Raw genomic sequence first — 21,526 nt, 5'->3', positions numbered from 1 at the left:
TTATGAAAAAAATTACTCTATTACTCGTTTTATTATGTATGAGTGTTGTAGTTAAAGCTCAACAACATAAAATACCTTCCTCAATAAAAGAATTCGTAAAAGCCAGAGTTGATACCGATAAAAATGTAGGTATTGTAGTCGGGTATATCAATGGTGATGCTATTGAATATTTTAGTTATGGTAAAACTGCACTAACCAATGGTACTGATGTTAATGAGAATTCGGTATTTGAAATCGGTTCGATATCAAAAACGTTTACTACCATTATGTTATCAGATCAAGTACTACAAGGCAATATGAAATTATCAGACCCCATCTCTAAATATTTACCTGAAGGAGTAAAAGTTCCAACCCAAAATGATAAAGAGATTACATTAAAAGATCTGGCAACACACTCATCTGGATTACCTCGGATGCCAGATAATTTTACGCCAGCAAACCCTAATAATCCGTTTGCCGATTATTCTGTAGAGCAGGTATATAGCTTTTTATCTGCACATGAGTTAAGTAGAGATATTGGAGAATCATATGAGTATTCTAATTACGGAATGGGCTTACTAGGGCATATTCTAGAATTAAAAAGTGGTAAGGGGTATGAAGCCTTAATGATAGAAAAAATAGCAAACACCTATGGTATGGGTGATACTAGAATTGCCTTTACACCAGCTATGAAAGCACGCCTAGCAAAAGGGCACACTGCCGGACGAGAAGCAGAAAATTGGGATATTAATAGTTTAGCAGGAGCAGGAGGGATCCGATCTACAGCTAGTGATATGGTAAAATTCATTAAAGCAAATATGACGCCCCAAGACACACCTATGTCTAAAGCGATGCAACTAAGTCATCAATCTGCATATAGTAATGCAGCACAAAATTTTGAAATGGGGCTAGGCTGGCATTATGCCAATACAGGTGATAGTAAAAAAGTTATATGGCATAACGGAGGTACTGGAGGATATAGGGCTTTTGCTGGATTTATAGAAGGCACTCAAAAAGGAGTAGTCGTATTAACCAATTCTACAGAAAGTATAGATGATTTAGGATTAGCAGTATTAGATCCTACTCGTAAGCTAACACTGCCTAAAAAAGTAGAAGAAATTACTGTGGCTGAAGAGGTGTTAGAAACTTATGTAGGTAAATATGAGCTAACTCCGGAATTTCATATCGTGGTTACAAGAACAGGGCAACAGTTATTTGTTCAGGCCACAGGGCAACCACAATTTGAAATTTTTGCATCTGCTCAAAACGAATTTTTCTTAAAAGTAGTAGAAGCTAGTGTAACCTTTAATAAAGATGCTAATGGTAAGGTTGAAAGCTTAACATTACATCAAGGAGGTCAAAATGTTCCTGGTAAAAAAATAGAGTAGTATAGCCATTTTGGAAAGAAAATCAATTGCATACGATTAAAACAGCTATATAATTTATGGATAAAACAGAAGTGTATACTAGTAAAAAAAAGTCAATTCCTATGTTACTTATATCAAGCATATTTGTTGCTTATGGAGTATGGCTTATAATAAACGCAGATAATTTAGATACTAATTTTTTGGATATTGAAATAGAATCTTCAATTTTAAATCGAAGCATTGGTATTGTTGCAATTCTATTTTTTGGAATTGGAGTAGTTCTAGGGATTAAAAGATTAATAAAGCCTCAATTAATTTTGATTATGGATTCTAACGGACTTAATATAAATCCTAAAAAATCACTAACAGAGTTTATTAAATGGAATGATATTTATGCTTTTGATCAAATAAGAATTAAAAGAACAAAAATAATGATAGTTAGAGTTCATAACCCTGAGTATTGGTTAGAGAAAGAAACAAATTTAATTAGAAAAAGATTGATGAAATTTAATATTAATAAATATAACTCTCCGTTTAATATTGTAGGATCTGGATTAGAGATAAGTTATCATCAATTAAACGAAAAACTGAATGGGTATATGGAAAAATATAGAAGCTAAGTATAATTAAATATTAAAAACTATAGTATACCTCGTCATTACGAGGAACGAAGTGACGAAGTGACGAAGTAATCTTTCTAATCAGAGTTACATAATAAACAGATTGCTTCACTAGGTTCGCAATGACGTTACGTTTTATATTTTAATGTTATTAGAGTAAAATAATTACAAACTTGCGTCATTACGAGGAGCAGAGCGACGCGGTAATCTTTCAAATAGAAGCTATACAAAATTAATCACGCCATTGCGAGAAACGAAGTGACGAAGCAATCTGTATAATAGAACCTCAAAACTAAAAACTACTACTTACTCTCTTTCGCCTTTTGAACAATAGCCTTTAAACGCTCTTTACGAAGCGCCTCTTCCTTTTTAAGCTTATTCACTTTCTTTGCCATAAGCTTAGAATGCTTGGCTTTATTTTTAGTATTCTTTTGTCCTTTAGGTTTTGGCATTTTATAGGTGTGAAATCACTTCAAAATTACGGATTATTATAGAATCAAGAATGAATGCCTTTTTGCAATGATATAGCAAACAACTCGTGTTTAACACTATTTTAACAATCTTGAACCGTTTTGCACCTAAATGAGTCACTTTTTTGATATACTTTTATAATATTTGGATAAAACAACAGATTATGAGAGTGTTAAAACAATTATTACTTGCGATAAGCATATTAATTCCATCGCTAAATTTTGCGAACGATATTCAAGTCAAACAAATTTCTTTTGATAAGAAAACGCAAATAGTAAATTTCGATTTATCTTGGAAAAATAGCTGGAAGAATCAGAAAAACTATGATGCAGCATGGGTGTTTATTAAATTTATAGATAGCAAAGGGAGTTCTATTCATGGCAAACTAGCAAAGGATGAGCATACTATAAAAGGAGCACAGCAAGGTGCTTTTGAACTACCATCAGATAGAGTAGGTATTTTTGTTCACTTATCTCAAATATATCGTGGAGATGTAAACTGGAAAGTTCAATTAAAATTAGATGAATCTGTTGCAAAACAACTCTCCAATGATTTTAAAGTGAGCGTGTTTGCTTTAGAAATGGTTTATATTCCAAAAGGAGACTTTTATGTTGGAGCCACAGAGCCAGATGCTGTTAAATATGCTTCATTTTATGAATCTGATGCCACAGGAAACCCAGTAAAACCGTATTTAATTTCAGATGAAAAGCAAGTCATTCAAGTAAGTCCATCAACTGGTAATTTATATTATGTAACTGGAAGATCTCCGTACAGAGGTGATAGTAAGGGTACTATTCCAGCTACATTTCCTAAAGGACATGATGCTTTTTATATGATGAAATATGAAACAACACAAGGATTTTATTCAGATTTTCTAAATGCCCTTTCACCAGAGTTAGCAAGTACTTTAACGCCGCATAACGTAGAAGAGTATTATGATAAAAAAGGAGGTATTCACTTTACAAACAACTATTATAAAGCAGAAACCTATAACAGGCCTGCTAATTTCATTACATGGGACGATGGAGCTACCTTAGCAGACTGGGCAGGCCTAAGGCCTATGACAGAGTTTGAGTTTACAAAAGCGGCACGAGGAACAGCCAATCCTTTTATACATGAATTTCCTTGGGGTACAGATACCACAAAAGAACTTAAACGTAAAGTAGAACTGAATGACGAATTAATATTTACCGATGGTATTACAGAAAAAGATCTCAATGACGTAAATAGAGCTGTATATGGAGCTTCTTATTATTGGGTAATGGATTTATCAGGAAGTTTATGGGAAAAATGTGTTAGCATAGGTGATTCGATAGGCAGAAGTTATACAGGTACACACGGAGATGGGATTATCTCTAAAGAAGGAACAGCAACAAATACAGATTGGCCAAAAGGAATTAAAGAAGAAGGCGGGTATGGTTATCGCGGAGGCGGTTACTATCATCATGGAATGAAAATTTCTGATTACAATCCACATAGCCCTACATCCTATAGACCTTATGGAAGCTGGGCAGGAGGAAAGCGATCCATTGCATATAGTCAGCGCTATGTAAGAACTGCGAGTAAATAAGTTTATCTTGGAGTTAATTTGAATGGTAACTTAAATTTTTCACTTACCTCGTCATTACGAGGAGCAGAGCGACGCTGGTAATCTTTTAAATTGGAGTTGATAATAATCACGTCATTGCGAGGAACGAAGTGACGAAGCAATCTGTTTAATAGACCTCAAAACTAAAAACTATTTCCCCTCCTTCGCTTTTCGCACAATAGCTTTTAAACGCTCTTTACGAAGCGCCTCTTCCTTTTTAAACATATTCACTTTCTTTGCCATAAGCTTAGAATGTTTGGCTTTGTTTTTGGTATTCTTTTGTCCTTTAGGTTTTGGCATTTTATAGGTGTAGGATGAATTTTCAAAGTTAAGAATAAATACAGCTTCTGGGATATTTTACATAAGATGGAATAGGATTTTGTTCTATTTTAATAACACGGAACACCTATCTAGAGCCTCCTGTAATGTAAAAGGTTTGGATTTACTTAAAATATAATTGTTATTAAAATCATCTATTAAAAGGTTTATATAGAATAAATCATTCCCCTTTGCTACTTCTATCTCCTTTATTTCTTTTAAAAGATTATTAATTCTTTCAAAATTATCCAAATGTTTTATTCCTATATTCACAATATAGGAGAAAAAGAATGATCTAGCATGATGTGAATCAAACCTATCAATTTCTTTAGAATAAAAAATAAAATATAATTTTTTTAATAATTCGTTATCAATATCAGAAGTATAGTTTTTAAGGTCTAAGTATCTCATTTTAGATAAACCGTCTTTCTCTATATTCTCTAAAAATAAAGTTATTGCTTTAGGAGAATTTAATGAAAAAAGGATTGATAGAGCTTCTGTGGTAAATTTTTCCTTCTTAGTTTCTAAGTAATTAAGTGCTCTTTTATTACAGAATTCAGATTCCCAATTATGTTTTACAAGAATTTTTAATGCTGACCAATGATTCCAAGATTCATCATCAATTGCTATCTCTTTTAATAATTGTATATCCTTAGATACTAAAACGTAGTCTTCAAGTTTTCTTGATTCATTATAAACAGAGTCAGTATTCTTAAAATATTCTCTTATAATACTATAGGTTTCTTTTAATTCGAATTTTATTGCATAGGCTATATGCTTTGATAAAGAAAATGCGAATAGATTACCTTCTTTAATATTAGAGATGATTTGAGCATCAAAAGCAAATTTATTATTAATTAATTCCTTAAGGTAATTGAAACTCTCGTCAAGTTCGCTAGATTTATCCAATTCATAAAACCTGATACTGTTAAGTAAGAATTCTTCTGGAAGAGAAATACTCAGCAATTTTTGATAATAAAATACTGTTTTTATTTTATCAAAATCATAATGTTGACTGTAAGATCCAACACTATGAAGTTTAATAATCTTCTTAAAATCGATATTCGCAGCGATATAAGTAATCCAAGAAATAATAATTTGTTTTTGTTCATCTGAAATTCCAATATTCCAATTAGAGCTTTTATAACGTTCAATTAAAAATTGAAGTTTTGTTAAAATTAAATTTTTATCTTCTAAAGAATCCTTAAAACACTCCTCATCAATTTTTCGTATACTCGTTTTAAATAATATATGACTTAATATAGAAATTCTAGTTTCAATAAAATTCCAAGAACCATTCGACTTATACCAATCACTTTCTATCTTCCTAATATTTTCTATAGTAATTTCACCATATTCAGATATAATTTTTTTGAACTCTTCTATTAAATAATCATAATCAAAAAGAACATCTATATTAGTTTTCAGAGAAGAGATAAATTTTCCTTGTTGTATTGTAGCATTCTCTTCTGTTAGAACCTTTTCTTTAAAAGAATACCCCCTTTCTATCATTGAATCATTAAATATTTTTGCTGTTTTTCTAGAATTTATATTTCCAATGAAATTTCTAAAACGTTCAACTTTATCGGCAGGTAAATCCATGCTTTGAATATACTTATAAACTATATTCAAAGATTCTGGAGTAACGATTCTTGCAATGAAGTAATCTATATTTTCAAATGAATAACTAGACAATAGGTACTCAATTATCTTTTCTTCATTGGAACTACCCTTTATAATCTTGAGAAAAATTTCTTTTCTAATCAAGTATCTATATTCCTCTCCAACAGAGCTTAACAATTTGAAAAGATATTTTGTGTCTTCTTTTATTATATCTACTAACCTTTCAATTAGCTTGTTGTAAAATTCCTCATATCCAGATGTGTTTATGTTATTATTAAAAAAATGTTTAGCTAACTCTAAAAAGTTTTCAGGGTTTTTAAGCTTAAGTACTAATTCATTAACAATATACCTATTACCTCTTAAAACCTTATCAATTTCTTTACGCTGTTCTAGTCCATGGGCATATAAAAATTCTCTAGATAAAAATTGAAAATAATCATCAATATTCAATTCGAGTAATATATTTAGAATACTCCTATTTATCTCTTTATTTGTTAAATCTTTAATAGAACTCAAAAGTTTATTTAAATATTTAGGATCTTTATAAAATTCAAGACTTAAAATTGCATTAATTATTTCTGCTATAATTCCATTTTCTGACTTTGGTATTATATCAATAAAAAAGTTCCTTAAAAATTCTTTATCAGTTTGGGACAAGTTGAAAAAGGATATTAATTCAATTGCCGAAAACCTTGCTCTATAATGAAAAGTATTTTCAGAAATGATACCTATCAAAAATTGGAAATTTTCTTGAGTATCTCCAAATGACGCAATTTCTTTAACATCAATTGTTTTATTAGTGTTTATCCAAAGTTCCTTTTCTATACATTCATTTGTAAAATACTGCTTAAAAACTAGATTTCGAAGCGGTTTATTTAATCTATTAGAATCCGCCTTAAATAATACGTCAGGTTGATTTTTCCCAAGCCATTCAAGTAACAATTCTAGAGTTTTATTATCCTTTTCAAATAAATCTATGGTAAATGACAATGAATTATACACAGAAGGATAAATAGCATCGAGATTTTCAATTTTAATAAAATTTAATATTTCATCAAAAGTCTTATTAATTAGAGTATTAGCTACAAAATATTCTTGAATTTGTCTATGTAAAAAACTCCAATTTTCAGAACTTGAGTTTTTTTCTAAAAGAGAGCATTCTATTATTTTTGATGAAAAATCACCTAAGACATCGAACATTTCAGTTTCATCTATATAATTTCGATGTCTTAATTCATTTACAACAGCAATTTTTCTCAATGAATCGATAACCCTTCCTTTATTTTGAATTCCTCGTTTTACAAATTTTTGTTTATCCCTTTTAAGAGTTCTGTCTATATACAAGCTCCAAATTTCACCTACATATTCAGGTAATTTTAAATTTTCTTTATAGTATTCCGCAAATAAATCAAGGAAAAAGGGAGAGCTAAGCAAATCGACAAACTCATCGTTATAATTAAATATTGACCTGTCTATTCCATATTTATTATCTAAAAAATTATTGATTTGTTCTGAACCTAATGGTTTTAGAAAGAATACATCGAAATCAGTAATATCAACTAAATATTTATCATAAATATTTGTTCTACAGCTTATAACATATTTTGAGTTACCTTTTTCATTTTTATTTGTAAATAATTGAAATGCAGAAATAAAATCTTGAATATTTACAATTTCGTCTAAACCATCTAGTATAAAAACCACTTGTGGTAAATCTTTCCAAGCTTCAAAAACTATTAGTTCTTCAAAATTACCTCCAGTTCTAAAGTATTTTAAGTTTATATAAATTGGTACTACACCATTTACATCTTTTTCTTCCCATAACTTGGAAAACAAGTGTTCTAATTCTGTAGTTTTTCCTATTCCAGGACTTCCTAATAAAATAATCTTATTAGTATTAGATAAGGTTTCACTTAATGTATTATTGGTCGAAACTTCATTGAAGAAAAAGTTTATGTCATTACCCCTAAATTTTACGATATGTCTTTCTTCGTAATATTCCATTTATTTCATTTTAAAGTTTGACATATCTAAAGCAGACAGAGCTTTATTTGGTGATTGAATCTGAGTAAATTTATAACCATTATTATCTATTCCGCTTTCTGGTGCATAACTAGTATCAGCAACAAACCTTGAAATTTTATATTCATATTTTCTGTAATGAATTGCTTCTATTTTACTTAATCCAAAGTTTATATCATATAATTGATATCCAGGTTGATATTCAGTTTGTTTTTCATTAGGGTTATTTAATGTTGCTCTACCACGAAACCCATAACAAGAGCCAACAGGATTTATATGATTTGTAGAATTAGTATTATGATGATGACCATAGAAAAAAAATGATATATCCTTCGTCGTAAGAATTCTTTTTACTTCTTCCTTTTCATATAAATCTTCTACTGAATGATGAAATAAACAGATCGTAAGGTTCGGTGTTTTATTTTTGAGCTCTCTAATTCCATTATATAACTGGTCTGTTCCGAAAAAATGATGGTTTAGTTCAGGATTGTCTAAACTACAGGTTGAGCATCTCCAAGAATCATTAATTAAAATAAAACCGATATTTAGGTCACTATTAACTTCATATATATATGTAGATTCATTATTACTGAAAATATAATTTGGGGTATTCTGATGATATTCCTTTTCAAATTCTTTGAATAATTTAATTCTATAATTATCATTATTAAAATTGAATTTATTATTAATTAGTATGTCATTTATTGTAGAACTATTTAAAGATTGTTTCAATCTCTTCTCGTCAATCCAACGAATTTCATTTTCGTCTATATCATGATTCCCCGGTATAAATAGGAATTTTTCTTTTGGTATTCCTAATTGATTTGATATAGGTTCTATAAATGTTTTTTCAAAAATTTTATAAGGGTTTTGTTGGTCATTGAAATCTTGAATTTCCATAAGAGAATGACCTCCCTTGTCAACCAAATCACCAGTAATGATTATAAGATCTATTGGCTTATCTGCAGAATTATAACCACTTAAATCTGATATAAGAGATTCACGAACATTGTTGTTAAATTCCTTATAATTCTGTTTTGATAAATGTATATCTGATAAGTGAGCTATTCGCATTTATGAATTAAAAACCACTAAGATATATATTTTAGTAGGATTTTTTTTGCAATCACTATCAAAAATTAATAATCTTAAGAAAACTTACGGTTCTTGTGATATTTAGGATAAGGCCTAATCTTTTTCTTGAAATCATCAATGTTTAAATGAAACAAATTAAGCTTCTCTTTTTCCGCCAAATATACGTTTACGTAATCCAGCAAAAAGAGCAATAAAACCAATTGCTATAAACTTCCCAAATTTAGCGATCACTGCAAAAAAACCAACTTTAGCAAGTACTTTACCAGCGATAAGCCCACCTATACCATAGGCAGCAACTTTATCTACACTAGGGTTAAAATCAGCATAACGATTTCCGCTAGTAAATTCTACACTATTAAGTATGTTATCTCGATCTTGGTTAAATGTATCTAAAACATCAATTTCACCAATAGCATTTAAATTTAAAAATCCTTTACGCCCCAAAACGCGAATGTTATAATTAAGTGTATTACTATCTTCACCTTCAAAATGAAGCTCTTTTGCCCAATGTAATTTTTTATTGTCAATATCATAAAATGGAGGAGAAGCCCACCCTACCAGCTCCATAGCTCCATAACCTTGAGCTATACGATCTGGATTGGCAGCATTGGTATCATCTTGCATTTCTTCCAAAAGATCATCATAGTCTAAATCAGCAGCATCTTCATCATCAATATAACCTTCTTCAGAATATTCAATTTCTACACAATAAGTAAACGCATCGTGCATTGGTGTCATATCTTCTGGAAATAATAAACCTATTGGTTTGCTTGGTGGATTCCCCCAAAGATCTGTTAATACGACTTTACTTTGCGCTGCATCTAAAAATTTAAACCCTTCAGGAACTGTTAAAGTAGCTAAACCATTATCTAAATCGATAACTCCAGTTAGATAAGTAAATGAGCTATCAATGCTATCTACCACAAAATTATAACGTTCTAAATCAAAAGCGGTAGTATCAATTTCTTCTTGTGAATAAATGCATAATGTAAAAAGAAAGCATAAAGTAATGGTTAGTTGTTTCATGTGATTAGTGTTTTGGTTTTTGTAAGAATTTTAACAATATACAAAAGTTTTAAAATAATGCAAGAGTGAAATGATATTCTGTGAACACATTCTCAAATGATTTCCTAATATTGCAATATATTTAAACGAATGTTATAAACTTATGATCTTCCTTATCTCCCCAGAAAATGATACCCATAATGAAATAAACATCTTACATCAATTATTCGAAGTTGGATTAACACATTTTCATTTTAGAAAGCCTAATAAATCAATTGATGAGCATCGAGAATATTTAGATCAAGTCAATAAAAAATACCATCAGTTTATAGTGATTCATAACTTTCACGAGCTTGCCAAAGAATACAACTTAAAAGGTATTCATTTAGAAGAACGTATTTGGAGGGGTCATGGAGAAGCATTAGAAAATTATGTAAACGGATTTAAATCTAAAGAGTTTTCGGTAAGCAGTTCGTATCACGAACCTGAAGACTTGGAAGCACAAACAATAGATTTTGATTATTTTATATTAAGCCCAGTGTTTGGAGCGATTTCTAAAAGTGATATGAAAGGACGTGGCTTTGATGTGCGCCATATTCCAAAATTTATCACAGGAATGGGAGGTATTAATGCTCAAACCACTCCAGATGCTATTAAGTTAGGTTTCAAAGGTGTTGGTGCTTTAGGTGGTGTTTGGAATAGTGATCATCCTATAGAAAGTTTTAAAGCTTTACAAGAAGCATTTACAACGACTAAAAAATAAGAGATGTCATTTAAAAAATTAATAGAGCCTTTAAAGGAAGCCATCCATCGAAATAATTTTGAAGCACCTTTACCATTCCAGAAGCAGATCTTACCTAAAATAAAAGGTGGCGCCAGTGTTTTTGCAATTGCCCCTGATGGTAGCGGAAAAACCACAACATTAATCCTTAGTGTGATCCAAAAGCTAAAAGGGAAAGCTTTTGAAGATGCCCCTAGAGCTTTAATTTTTGTAAAAGACAAAAAAGCAGCATTAGAATTAAAACAGCACTTCGAGATCTATACTAAAGGCACAGATTTAAGAGTATATGCACTTTATGAGGAGCATAATATCGATTCGCAACGCGAAGAAATTTATGTTGGAACAGATATTGTGATCGCTACTCCAAAACGATTAAATAAGATCTTTTACCTTAATGGCATACACCTGGGGCAGTTACAATTATTTATTGTTGAAGATGCCGAGTTTTTATTTACTACCAATACACAAGGAGAAGTATCCCGAACCCCAGAAAGTATTAACAAATGCCAGTATGTGGTATTTTCTTCAACATTTGACGCACGATTTAAACGTTGGCAAGACACGTTTATGTACAATGCCCGAGTGATAGAATTTAAAGAATAGTATTTTACAGTTTCATAACCTTAGTTTAATTATTCTGTAATTAAAGATTGCGTAAAAAGTAGTGATTTTGTAAAAAAAACATGGAACTATTTTTAACCAGCTTTGGTGCTTTATTTTCAATCATGAATCCCTTAGGTACCGTACCTGTTTTTGTAGGGCTAACTCAAGAAAATACGAGTAAAGAACGCTCAATTACAGCGTTTTGGACAGCAATAGATGTGCTTGTAATTTTAATATTATCTTTTTTTGCTGGCAAGTTTATACTCTCTTTTTTTGGAATTAGTTTAAATGCTTTAAAAATTGCTGGCGGACTAATTATTGCATCATCAGGTTTTGCATTGCTAACAGGTAAATTTAAAGAACATAAGGGGATGAAACGTCAACGTGTACAAGACGATATTAAAACCAGAGAAAGTATTTCGCTAACACCATTGGCCATTCCTATGCTGGCTGGACCAGGAACAATATCGTTGCTTATTGCATATAATCAGGAATATCAAATGACTCAAGATATTTTAGTGCTTTCGGGAGCTATGATCTTAGTATCCTTACTTATCTATTTTATTTTAAAAAGCAGTCATTTTATAGTGAAATTTTTAGGCGCCTCAGGAATTAACGCTCTATCTCGTATTATTGGATTCATAGTCATTGCGATAGGAGTGGAGTATATCATATCTTCGGTAGTAAGTATCGTATCTCAAATAAAATTCTAATTATATTTCCTATTTTTATAGGATGACAAATCATTATCAATTAAATGATGCAGAGTTTCAAAAACAATTTAAAAACGGAACTCTAGACCCTAAACTATTTAATCACGAAGCACACCTTAGATTAGCTTGGATTTATATTACTCAAGATGGTGTAGAAACTGCTGTAGACCTTATATGTAATCAGCTTTTAAATTATGTCACTGTTTTAGGTGCTGTAGATAAGTTTAATAAAACGGTAACCGTTGCTGCCGTTAGAGCTGTATATCATTTTATGCTAAAATCTGACACTGATGACTTTAAAACATTTATAGCAGAATTACCTCGATTAAAATACAATTTTAAAGAACTGTTAGCGTCACATTATAATATAGATGTGTTTAATTCTAAAATTGCAAAATCTACTTTTTTAGAACCAGACTTATTATCTTTTGACTAATGATTTTCGTGACAAGAATAGAGTAGTACTAATAGATTAATACAATAGAAAATGCTAACTGAAACTTTAATTAAATTATTCACCAGAGATTTAAACGCTTTAAAAACAGAGATCCAATTATATAAAAAAGAAGCTAATCTGTGGCTTATAAATGGAAAAATTAAAAACTCTGCAGGAAACTTATGTTTACATATTGTTGGAAACTTAAATGCATACATAGGTGAAAACTTAGGGCATTCAGGATATGTAAGACAACGAGATTTAGAATTCACACAAAAAAATGTTCCCAGAGCAGAATTACTGCGTCAAGTAGATGACGCTATTAAAATTGTAGAGCAAACATTACATAAATTAACACCAGAAGATTTACAAAAAGAATTTATCTGGCGCACTTTTAAAGAAAAAACTACTATAGAATATTTTTTAGTACACCTAGTAATGCATTTATCTTATCATTTAGGGCAAATTAATTATCACAGACGTCTACTAGATTAATCATGAACTATAAATTAAATAAAGGAGCACAGCAGCTTACAAAATTATTGGGTATTGAAATTCCAATTATCCAAGCTCCAGCAGGAGGAACGGTTACAAGTGATTTAGTTGCTGAAGTTTCTAATACTGGTGCTTTTGGTGGGATACCATTAAGCTGGTCTAGTCCTGAAGTAGCAACAGCAATGATTAAAGAAGTTAGATCTAAAACAGATAAACCATTCTATGCCAACTTTGTGTTGAATTTTGAGCCTGTTGCTTTACAAACTGCTTTAGATTTAGGGGTAAAAACAATACAATTCTCTTGGGGGATGCCCACACCAGAAATGATAGATTTAATAAGAGCAGCTAATGGAGTAATGGGAATTCAAGTAACTAATCTTGAAGCATCAAGAACAGCCATTGCTTTAGGAGCAGATTATCTGGTATGTCAAGGGATCGAAGCTGGAGGGCATGTACAATCCTCTCGACCATTGCTTACAATTTTAGAGAATATACTTAAGCTTGCAGATGGTATTCCAGTTGTTGCATCTGGAGGTATTGCCGATGCTAAAGCAATGCATAGATATATGGCAATGGGCGCTGCTGGAGTAGTCATGGGATCACGTTTTGTAGCTACTAAAGAGAGTGGAGCTCATTTAAAATATAAAAACGCACTGGTAAAGGCCAAAGCTGAAGATACTATTTTCACGGTGTGTATGAATAAAGGGTGGGATAGTGCTGCACATCGTATTTTAAGAAATAAAACTACCGAGCTGTGGGAGGCTGCTGGATGTCCTGTTATTGGAGAGCGTCCCGGAGAATTTGATATTGTTGCCAGACGTGCCAATAACGATCCTATAGAGCGATATGATTCTGATAGTCCTTTACAAGGTATGACAGGTGATGTGGAAACTATGGCAAATTATGCAGGACATAGTGTCAATAATATTCATGATATCCCTTCGGTACAGGAATTGATAGATTCTATCTGGAACGAATTCAAGATACTTTAAGCTTCGTTTTAACGACGTTAAAAGATTCTTTTATGAATGATGTACTTTTTACAGTGCTAAATTAATAACACAGAAGTAAATGAAAGAACTACAAAATAAATCTGCAGCTACCCCAAAAACAAAACCTAAAGTTACCATTGGTAAAGCATTTAAAACAATTATATGGCCACGACGTAATTTAGTATTTATTGGTCTTGTATTAATTGTACTTAGAAGCTTGGCAGGCTTAGTTTTACCTTGGCAAAGTAAAGTGCTCTTAGATGAGGTGGTACCAGATAAAAATTATGATCAATTATACACGTTAATTATTATCGTCATATCTGCGATTACAATCCAATCGGTCACTTCGTTTTTGCTCACACGAATTTTAAGTGTACAAGCACAGTATTTAATTAGTGAATTACGAGCACAAGTACAGAAAAAAGTACTCTCACTCCCTATTAACTTTTTTGATAATACTAAATCTGGAGCTTTAGTATCTCGTATTATGAGTGATGTAGAAGGCGTTCGAAATTTAATAGGCACAGGATTGGTACAGTTGGTAGGAGGAACTTTTACGGCTATTGTTTCTTTAATTCTTTTAATAAATCTAAATCCTTGGATGACGCTTTTTGTATTTGTTCCATTATCAATTTTCGGAATTATTGCTCTAAAAGCTTTTAAATATATTCGACCAATTTTTAGAAAACGAGGAGAAATAAATGCTGTTGTAAAAGGGCGTTTAACTGAAACACTTGCTGGTGTACGTGTGATTAAAGCATTTAATGCTGAAGAACAAGAAAACAAAGTTTTCGAAAAAGGAGTTGATGAATTGTATCAAAATGTGAAGAAAAGTTTAACCGCAACTGCATTTATGACCAGTTCATCCACATTTTTAATTGGTGTTGCGACTACTGGGATTATGGGTATTGGAGGCTATTATATGATTCAAGGAGCAATGACTACTGGTGATTTTTTATTCTTTACATTATTGCTTGGGTTTATGATTGCACCTATTGTACAGATGAGTAATATAGGGAGTCAACTTACAGAAGCTTTAGCTGGATTAGACCGTACCGAAGAATTAATGAATAAAATGGCAGAAGAGGATGATGAAGACCGTACCATTCAGTTAGGCAAAATTAAAGGTGATATAGCGTTTGATGATGTATCTTTCTCTTATGATGAAGGTAAAGAAGTACTTCACAATATTAACTTTAAAGCACCTTCAGGATCGGTAGTGGCACTAGTAGGAAGCTCAGGATCAGGAAAATCAACTATTGCAGGCTTATCGGCAACCTTTTTAAACCCAGAATCAGGGAAAGTCACTATTGATGGGCAAGATATGTCTAAAATTAAATTGAGTAGTTATCGACAACATTTAGGAGTGGTATTACAAGACGAATTTTTGTTTGAAGGTACTATTAGAGAAAATATTATGTTCCCAAGACCAAATGCAACCGAAGCCCAATTACAAAACGCTGTAAAAGCAGCTTATGTAAATGAGTTTACAGATCGATTTGAAGATGGATTAGAAACTTTAATTGGAGAACGAGGCGTTAAATTATCTGGAGGGCAACGCCAACGGCTTGCTATTGCCAGAGCTATTTTAGCAGATCCAAAAGTGATTATTCTAGATGAAGCAACATCAAATCTGGATACTGAAAGTGAAGCTTTAATTCAAAAGAGTTTAACAGAACTGGTTAAAGAGCGTACTACAATTGTAATCGCACACCGATTGAGTACCATTAAAAAAGCAGATCAAATTTTAGTAATTGAAGCCGGTCATATTGTAGAACGTGGTACACATGATGAGCTGATTGCACTTCAAGGACGTTATTACGATTTATATACCTATCAGGCGAAAATTTAAGATGAATAAAGGAATTGAAGTAATCTATACTTTTTCTTCATATTCTGGGCAATCTAAACGAATATCGTGATCTGATAATTTTTTTTGAAGCAGATTACAATAATGTGTTGTTTTATTTTTCTCATAAAATGTACAACTCTTGCATGTGCGTTGTACAGACAATATTCCGGTATGATTTAATTTGTAGATCAGTTCGCTTAATGTTTTGAATAAGCTTTCCAAATTGTCTGAACTAAAACTATCGATATGATGTTTTAAAGGTTGTGCAAGATCATGAGTCTGTGCAATAATATCTTTTCCTGTATCAGATAATACGATACTATAACTGCGACTGTCTAAAGATGAATAATCTTTTACAATCATTTGCTTCTTATCTAAAATCTTTATAGCATCACTTATGGTTGGTTTTGTAACATTAAACTCTTTTGCAAGATGACTCACGTTACATAATTCCTGCTTGTGAAATGCTACAAAAAGCAATATCTGAATTTGAATAGGGCTTAAACCTACCAGTTTTGCTTTTTCCCATAGTAAAACCTTAAAGACTTCAGAAACACGCTCAAGTCCTGCAACGATCTTACTAGAAATATCGTTTTGTTGTTGCTCTGGGTTAAATATACTTTTCTTCATAAAAAAAACCTGCCGAAAAATAGTTCGACAGGCTAAGTTAGTAATCCTAATTAAATTAATTGCAATTTTCCATTTCTATAATTGTATAACCTTTGTCTTTAATAGCAATTATCATATCGCCTGTAGCGTGTTCAATATGACAAAAACGACATTCATTTGCAGTTAATTTAAGGATTTTAAAAGGCTTACTTTTTAGATAGTGTTTACCAAATCCTAATATGGTTTCTTCGTCTTTTAAATTGCTAGGTACCAAAATATCAAAATGCATGATTTTGCCATCTTCTCTTGTAACGTAAGTATCCCAAACTGAAATTTCCATCTAATTTACTTTATAAGGTAATGATAAATTGCCACTGGCAACACTATAAACTTCGTAAACCCCTAATAAAGGCATATTATCTTTACTAGTGTTTACTTTCATAAAAGCGGTTACCCCATCATAACTAAAATCTGTTCGATTATTTATTCTATAATCAGGAACAACCACTTTTATAGTATTACTTTTTGCTGTAACCGGAAATCCTGGAGAATCCATATACATAGGCATTCCCGGATTAGTAGGAGGAAGAACCACTGTTTTATCAGCTTTTTTAAACTGTTTTACCGAAAGCCCACCGGCAACTCTTTTATCTTCGTGAAGTACTACCCAATGCGGATGCCATATAATACCATCATTGTCAAACTTTTTATCATTGTTTTCATCCCATAATGGTGTATCATCAAAATCAGGATGAGAGGTTAATGCTAAAGCAACAATTCCTTCAGTCTGATTAAAACCTACATCAGTTGGATTTAAATTTGTCGGAAACACATACCCTAAAACTGGGGCGCCGTCAAGTTGCCCAACTGCAACGGGAGTTGTTTTACCAGCAATACCGTTTACAGCTATTTGCCATACGGTGATTCCTAAATCTGCTTTGTGAGTTACGCTCACTGTTTTAATTGCGAAGTTGTTATTGTTGTAACTGCTTTTTTGTGCACAAGAACTGGATGTGCTTAATAAAGTTATTGCTAAAAATAATGTGAATATTGATTTCATTTTGCTATTTGTTTTAATAGTTAGAATTCTTTTATGTTAGGAATCCTAACTATATGAATTAAAAAATTAACCTTTTACATCTGCCATAGAGGCTCCAAAATTAATGTGTAAAGCATTGCCATTTGGAGTTACCAATGCAGGAACAGATTCTACTCCAGCATTTTCGGCTTCAGATATTCGATTTCTATCTTCTCCTATGTTTACGATTTCAACGTTTTCAGCACCAACTAAATTTATGATGTCGTGTTCTGCACTTATACAAACTGGACAGCCTGCGTGATAAAAAATTGATTTACTCATGTTTTTGTATTTATATTAATGCATTATTGCGATACAAATATAGTAAGGAATCCTAACTAAAAAAATAAAATCAAATATATTTTTATAAATAGTCAATTTTATATGTTTTAAAAACTGACTCAATCTCTTTATAATTGGCGCTGTGTATAGGTAAATTGTTGTAAAAGAAAATAAAAGCTATTATTAAATTAATATCTGATTTATATTTTTATAATTTTAGCAACATTAAATTCATCACTTATGAAATCTTCTATGTATAAATCCTTATGGATATTAATCTTATGTTTAAGTATCTCTTGTAACACAAAAAACAAACAAACTACAACTTTAGAAGTTGAAGAAGTCTCTTTAATCTCTGGAAGTGTGGCTTCAGCACATCCACTAGCAACTAAAGCAGGTCAAGATGTATTAGATAAAGGAGGTAACGCATTTGATGCAGCCATTACTATTGCAGCAGCACTTAATGTGGTAGAGCCTATGATGTCCGGACTTGGCGGTTATGGTACTATCATGATTTATGATGCAAAAACGGAACATATTCGTTATTTAAATCCTAGCGGTCGTTTCCCAGAAAATACCAATACAGATTTAATGAGAGCGCCAACGCCAGATTTTATGATAAACCGTTTTGGTCCAAAATCCATATCTACACCAGGGAATTTAAATGCTTGGGAAGCGATGCACTCCACTTACGGATCATTAAAATGGAACGGTTTGTTTGATTCAGCTATTAATTATGCAGAAAACGGATTTACAATTTCTGCAACCACATCCAGATATATTAAGAGGGCATTTGATGATTTTTCAGATTATACCAAATCCTTTTATGGTAAAGAAGGAAAGCCACTAGAAGAAGGAGATAAATTAATTCAAACTGATCTGGCATCTACATTTAAACATATTGCTTCAGAAGGAGGTGCGTCATTTTACAATGGAGAGATAGCAAAAACGATAGATACTCAAATGAAAGAAGTTGGGAGTTTTTTATCGATTGAAGATTTAAAAAATAATAAAGCAGAATGGTGGGAACCCTTAAAAATGAACTATAGAGGTTATGATGTGTATACCGCATCACTACCAGCAAATTCTTTTGCAGCCTTTGTAAATTTAGGAGTGATGAAACAATTTCCAAAAGAAGAGTTGGAGCACAATACACCTGACTATTTACATCGTTTTGCAGAAATGACTAAAGAATCTTATAAAGCGCGTTTAGCATATTCGTTCGATCCCGATGTACAAAAAGCTCCTTTAGATAGTTTGTTTGCTCCAGAAACCTTAAAAACAATAGCTACGCAATTAAGTACAGATAAAGTAACCGATTTTGTACCACCGTTTTCTGAAGAAAGTAAAAACACCACGCATTTTGTGGTAATCGATAAATGGGGGAATATCGTAAGTGCGACTCAAACTCTAGGAAATGTATTTGGAAGTCGTATTATGGTTGAAGGTACAGGTGTATTTTTTAACAACTCCATGGCCTATTCTACATTCGAACCTAAAGGAAACCCAATGGATGCTTTTCCGGGACGCCATAAGTTATCTGGCGATTGTCCAGTAATTATAATGAAAGATGGAAAATCTTGGGCAGCCTTAGGTTCACCAGGGGGACATACTATTACGCAAAATGTACCACAGATTATTTTTAATCTTATAGATTTTAATATGACGATGCAAGAAGCGATCGATGCTCCTAAAATCTCATTTGTAGAACCTAATTATATTCGTGTAGATCCAGATTTATCTGAAGACACTATAAACGCTTTAAAAGCAAAAGGGCATGATATCCGTAAAGGAAGTATTGGTAATGCCAATGGCGTAAAGATCAATAGAGATGCAGATGGAAATATAATATCTTTAGAAGCAGGAATCGATAGACGAGGTGATGGACGTTCAGCTATTGTAGATCATTAAACCTAAATTAAACATTGTAAATGCTTGAAAAAGTAAAAGCACTTCGTAGAGAATTGCATACTTACCCTGAATTATCAGGGCAAGAAGTAGAGACTGCCAGACGTATCAGAGAGTTTATTAAAACACATCACGATACTAAAATTATAGAGGAGCTTGGAGGCACTGGTGTAGCTGCTATTTATGAGTATGAAGAGCAAGGACCAACAGTAATGATTCGTTGTGAATTAGATGCACTTCCAATTGCAGAACCTAATGCATTCAATTATAAATCAACTTCAGAAGGCGTATCTCATAAATGTGGTCACGATGGGCATATGGCCATGGTAGCAGGATTAATATTTTGGTTAAGGACACAAACCAATTTAAAAGGAAAAGTGATTTTATTATTCCAACCTGCGGAAGAAACAGGAAGAGGGGCAGAGGCAGTTTTAAAAGATCCAAGATTTTCAAAACTACAACCTGATTATATATTTGCATTACACAATATTCCTGGAGCACCAATGCATCAGATCATTCCGATTCAAAATAACTTTTCGCCTGCAGTACAAAGTATTGCGATTTACCTTAACGGAAAAGTATCTCATGCCTGTGAACCTGAAAGAGGAATTAACCCTGCTTTGGCAATTAGTAAAATTGTAACTGCTTTTGAAGACCTAAATATACGTGATCCAAAAGATGAGGATTTTACGCTTTTTACACCAGTATATATTACTATGGGAGAGGTAGCTTATGGTATTTCGGCAGGAACAGGCGAAGTGCATTATACATTCAGAACCTGGAAAGAAGATCGAATGACTGAGTTAAAAACGAAGATCAATCAGATTTTAGAAAATGTCAGTATTTCGGAAGGAATTACCTGTACTATAGATTGGTTTGATTATTTTCCAGCTTCTATAAATAACAATTTTTGTAATGAGATCGTGATTAAATCTGCAAAGCAGAATGGATTTTATATTCAAGAGAATGCGCAGCCATTTAAGTTTGGAGAAGACTTTGGATGGTTCTCTCAAGATCATCAAGTCGCTATGTTTGGATTGGGGTCAGGAATAGATACGCCCGCACTACATCATGCCGATTATGATTTCCCGGAAGAATTATTAGAAACTGGAATGCAGATGTTTAAAGGAATTATTAAAGAGTTATTATCTTAAAACCCAAGACCCAAGACCCAAAACCTAATAACCAACACCCAATTTAAATGAAAACCGCAACTGTTAAACAACTCAAGGACGAATTAAAGGATAGCACACATTCCGAATTGGTGGATCTGTGTTTACGGTTATCCCGATTTAAAAAAGAAAATAAAGAGTTACTTACTTATCTGTTATTCGAAGCATCAGACGAAACACATTTTATAGAAGGCGTAAAAGCGGAAGTGTCAGAACAGTTTTTAGAAATCAATACTTCGAGTTATCATTATATTAAAAAGAGTGTACGTAAAATATTAAGACGTGTAAAAACCTATATTCGTTATTCTAAGCGCAAAGAAACAGAAGTGGAATTACTATTGTATTTCTGTTCAGAACTTAAAGCAATGCAACCAACAATGCGTGCTAATGTATCTCTAGTAAATATCTACGAACGCCAAATCCTGCTCATCAAAAAAGCGATAACTACACTTCACGAAGATTTACAATACGATTACAACAATATCTTAGAAGAATTGTAAATACTTGACGATCTTGT

At 32.1% G+C, this 21,526-nt stretch carries 20 protein-coding genes; 13 read left to right on the top strand and 7 right to left on the bottom strand.

The genetic code is table 11. The annotated features are described in order from the left end of the window. Window positions 1–2 precede the first annotated feature (2 nt). The 3 genes from D1817_10505 to D1817_10495 all read left to right on the top strand — a co-directional run bounded on the left by D1817_10505 (window position 3) and on the right by D1817_10495 (window position 4,007). Window positions 3–1,367 carry a serine hydrolase gene (locus tag D1817_10505; GenBank protein ID AXT20294.1) on the top strand — a complete coding sequence of 455 codons (1,365 nt, stop codon included), beginning with the start codon at window positions 3–5 and terminating at the stop codon, window positions 1,365–1,367. 56 nt (window positions 1,368–1,423) lie between these two features. After that, window positions 1,424–1,966, top strand: a complete 543-nt coding sequence (locus D1817_10500; protein AXT20293.1) for a hypothetical protein — start codon at window positions 1,424–1,426, stop codon at window positions 1,964–1,966. Window positions 1,967–2,600: 634 nt separating this feature from the next. Then, window positions 2,601–4,007: a hypothetical protein gene (locus D1817_10495; protein AXT20292.1), complete on the top strand. Its 1,407-nt coding sequence runs from the start codon at window positions 2,601–2,603 to the stop codon at window positions 4,005–4,007. Window positions 4,008–4,409: 402 nt separating this feature from the next. Here the strand turns inward: D1817_10495 and D1817_10490 are convergent, their stop codons facing one another. The 3 genes from D1817_10490 to D1817_10480 form a co-directional block, all read right to left on the bottom strand. Then, the gene (locus tag D1817_10490) at window positions 4,410–7,970 is read right to left on the bottom strand and encodes a hypothetical protein (protein AXT20291.1); all 3,561 of its coding nucleotides are present in this window, start codon (window positions 7,968–7,970) and stop codon (window positions 4,410–4,412) included. Next, complete coding sequence (locus tag D1817_10485; protein AXT20290.1) at window positions 7,971–9,062, bottom strand: metallophosphoesterase; 1,092 nt, start codon at window positions 9,060–9,062, stop codon at window positions 7,971–7,973. A 156-nt stretch (window positions 9,063–9,218) separates the two neighbouring features. Further along, the gene (locus D1817_10480) at window positions 9,219–10,109 is read right to left on the bottom strand and encodes a DUF2167 domain-containing protein (protein AXT20289.1); all 891 of its coding nucleotides are present in this window, start codon (window positions 10,107–10,109) and stop codon (window positions 9,219–9,221) included. A 142-nt stretch (window positions 10,110–10,251) separates the two neighbouring features. Here D1817_10480 and D1817_10475 point away from each other — a divergent pair, with 142 nt between their 5' ends. The 7 genes from D1817_10475 (at window position 10,252) to D1817_10445 (ending at window position 15,960) form a co-directional block, all read left to right on the top strand. Beyond that, window positions 10,252–10,851: a thiamine phosphate synthase gene (locus D1817_10475; protein AXT20288.1), complete on the top strand. Its 600-nt coding sequence runs from the start codon at window positions 10,252–10,254 to the stop codon at window positions 10,849–10,851. 3 nt (window positions 10,852–10,854) lie between these two features. Then, window positions 10,855–11,472 carry a DEAD/DEAH box helicase gene (locus D1817_10470; protein AXT20287.1) on the top strand — a complete coding sequence of 206 codons (618 nt, stop codon included), beginning with the start codon at window positions 10,855–10,857 and terminating at the stop codon, window positions 11,470–11,472. Window positions 11,473–11,552: 80 nt separating this feature from the next. After that, on the top strand, window positions 11,553–12,185 hold the full coding sequence (locus D1817_10465) for a MarC family NAAT transporter (protein ID AXT20286.1): 633 nt from the start codon (window positions 11,553–11,555) through the stop codon (window positions 12,183–12,185). A gap of 22 nt (window positions 12,186–12,207) precedes the next feature. Further along, window positions 12,208–12,621 (top strand): hypothetical protein, encoded by a 414-nt coding sequence (locus D1817_10460; protein AXT20285.1) that lies wholly within the window; start codon window positions 12,208–12,210, stop codon window positions 12,619–12,621. Window positions 12,622–12,672: 51 nt separating this feature from the next. Next, window positions 12,673–13,116 (top strand): DinB family protein, encoded by a 444-nt coding sequence (locus D1817_10455; GenBank protein AXT20284.1) that lies wholly within the window; start codon window positions 12,673–12,675, stop codon window positions 13,114–13,116. Window positions 13,117–13,118: 2 nt separating this feature from the next. After that, a complete protein-coding gene (locus D1817_10450) occupies window positions 13,119–14,108 on the top strand; it encodes a nitronate monooxygenase (protein ID AXT20283.1) in 990 nt (329 codons plus the stop codon). A 79-nt stretch (window positions 14,109–14,187) separates the two neighbouring features. Continuing rightward, window positions 14,188–15,960, top strand: a complete 1,773-nt coding sequence (locus D1817_10445) for an ABC transporter ATP-binding protein (protein ID AXT20282.1) — start codon at window positions 14,188–14,190, stop codon at window positions 15,958–15,960. 24 nt (window positions 15,961–15,984) lie between these two features. Here D1817_10445 and D1817_10440 read toward each other — a convergent pair whose 3' ends face one another. The 4 genes from D1817_10440 to D1817_10425 form a co-directional block, all read right to left on the bottom strand. After that, on the bottom strand, window positions 15,985–16,590 hold the full coding sequence (locus D1817_10440) for a MarR family transcriptional regulator (protein AXT20281.1): 606 nt from the start codon (window positions 16,588–16,590) through the stop codon (window positions 15,985–15,987). Between the two features lie 55 nt (window positions 16,591–16,645). Next, on the bottom strand, window positions 16,646–16,909 hold the full coding sequence (locus D1817_10435; GenBank protein ID AXT20280.1) for a DUF2024 family protein: 264 nt from the start codon (window positions 16,907–16,909) through the stop codon (window positions 16,646–16,648). Continuing rightward, complete coding sequence (locus D1817_10430; GenBank protein ID AXT20279.1) at window positions 16,910–17,629, bottom strand: hypothetical protein; 720 nt, start codon at window positions 17,627–17,629, stop codon at window positions 16,910–16,912. A 66-nt stretch (window positions 17,630–17,695) separates the two neighbouring features. Then, complete coding sequence (locus tag D1817_10425; GenBank protein ID AXT20278.1) at window positions 17,696–17,929, bottom strand: thioredoxin family protein; 234 nt, start codon at window positions 17,927–17,929, stop codon at window positions 17,696–17,698. Window positions 17,930–18,169: 240 nt separating this feature from the next. On the opposite strand from D1817_10425, the gene ggt reads away from it, so the two are divergent. The 3 genes from ggt to D1817_10410 are packed head-to-tail and all read left to right on the top strand — an operon-like array spanning window position 18,170 to window position 21,509. Continuing rightward, window positions 18,170–19,840, top strand: a complete 1,671-nt coding sequence (ggt, locus tag D1817_10420; GenBank protein ID AXT20277.1) for a gamma-glutamyltransferase — start codon at window positions 18,170–18,172, stop codon at window positions 19,838–19,840. Between the two features lie 20 nt (window positions 19,841–19,860). Beyond that, complete coding sequence (locus D1817_10415; GenBank protein ID AXT20276.1) at window positions 19,861–20,991, top strand: amidohydrolase; 1,131 nt, start codon at window positions 19,861–19,863, stop codon at window positions 20,989–20,991. A 47-nt stretch (window positions 20,992–21,038) separates the two neighbouring features. Next, entirely contained in the window at window positions 21,039–21,509 is a 471-nt protein-coding gene (locus tag D1817_10410; protein AXT20275.1) for a hypothetical protein, read from the top strand. Window positions 21,510–21,526: the final 17 nt, after the last annotated feature.

It is taken from the genome of Flavobacteriaceae bacterium (assembly GCA_003443635.1).
GTDB lineage: Bacteria > Bacteroidota > Bacteroidia > Flavobacteriales > Flavobacteriaceae > AU392.
The sequence above is the reverse complement of the archived record's forward strand: the minus strand, read 5'-3'. Positions and strand labels throughout refer to the sequence as shown.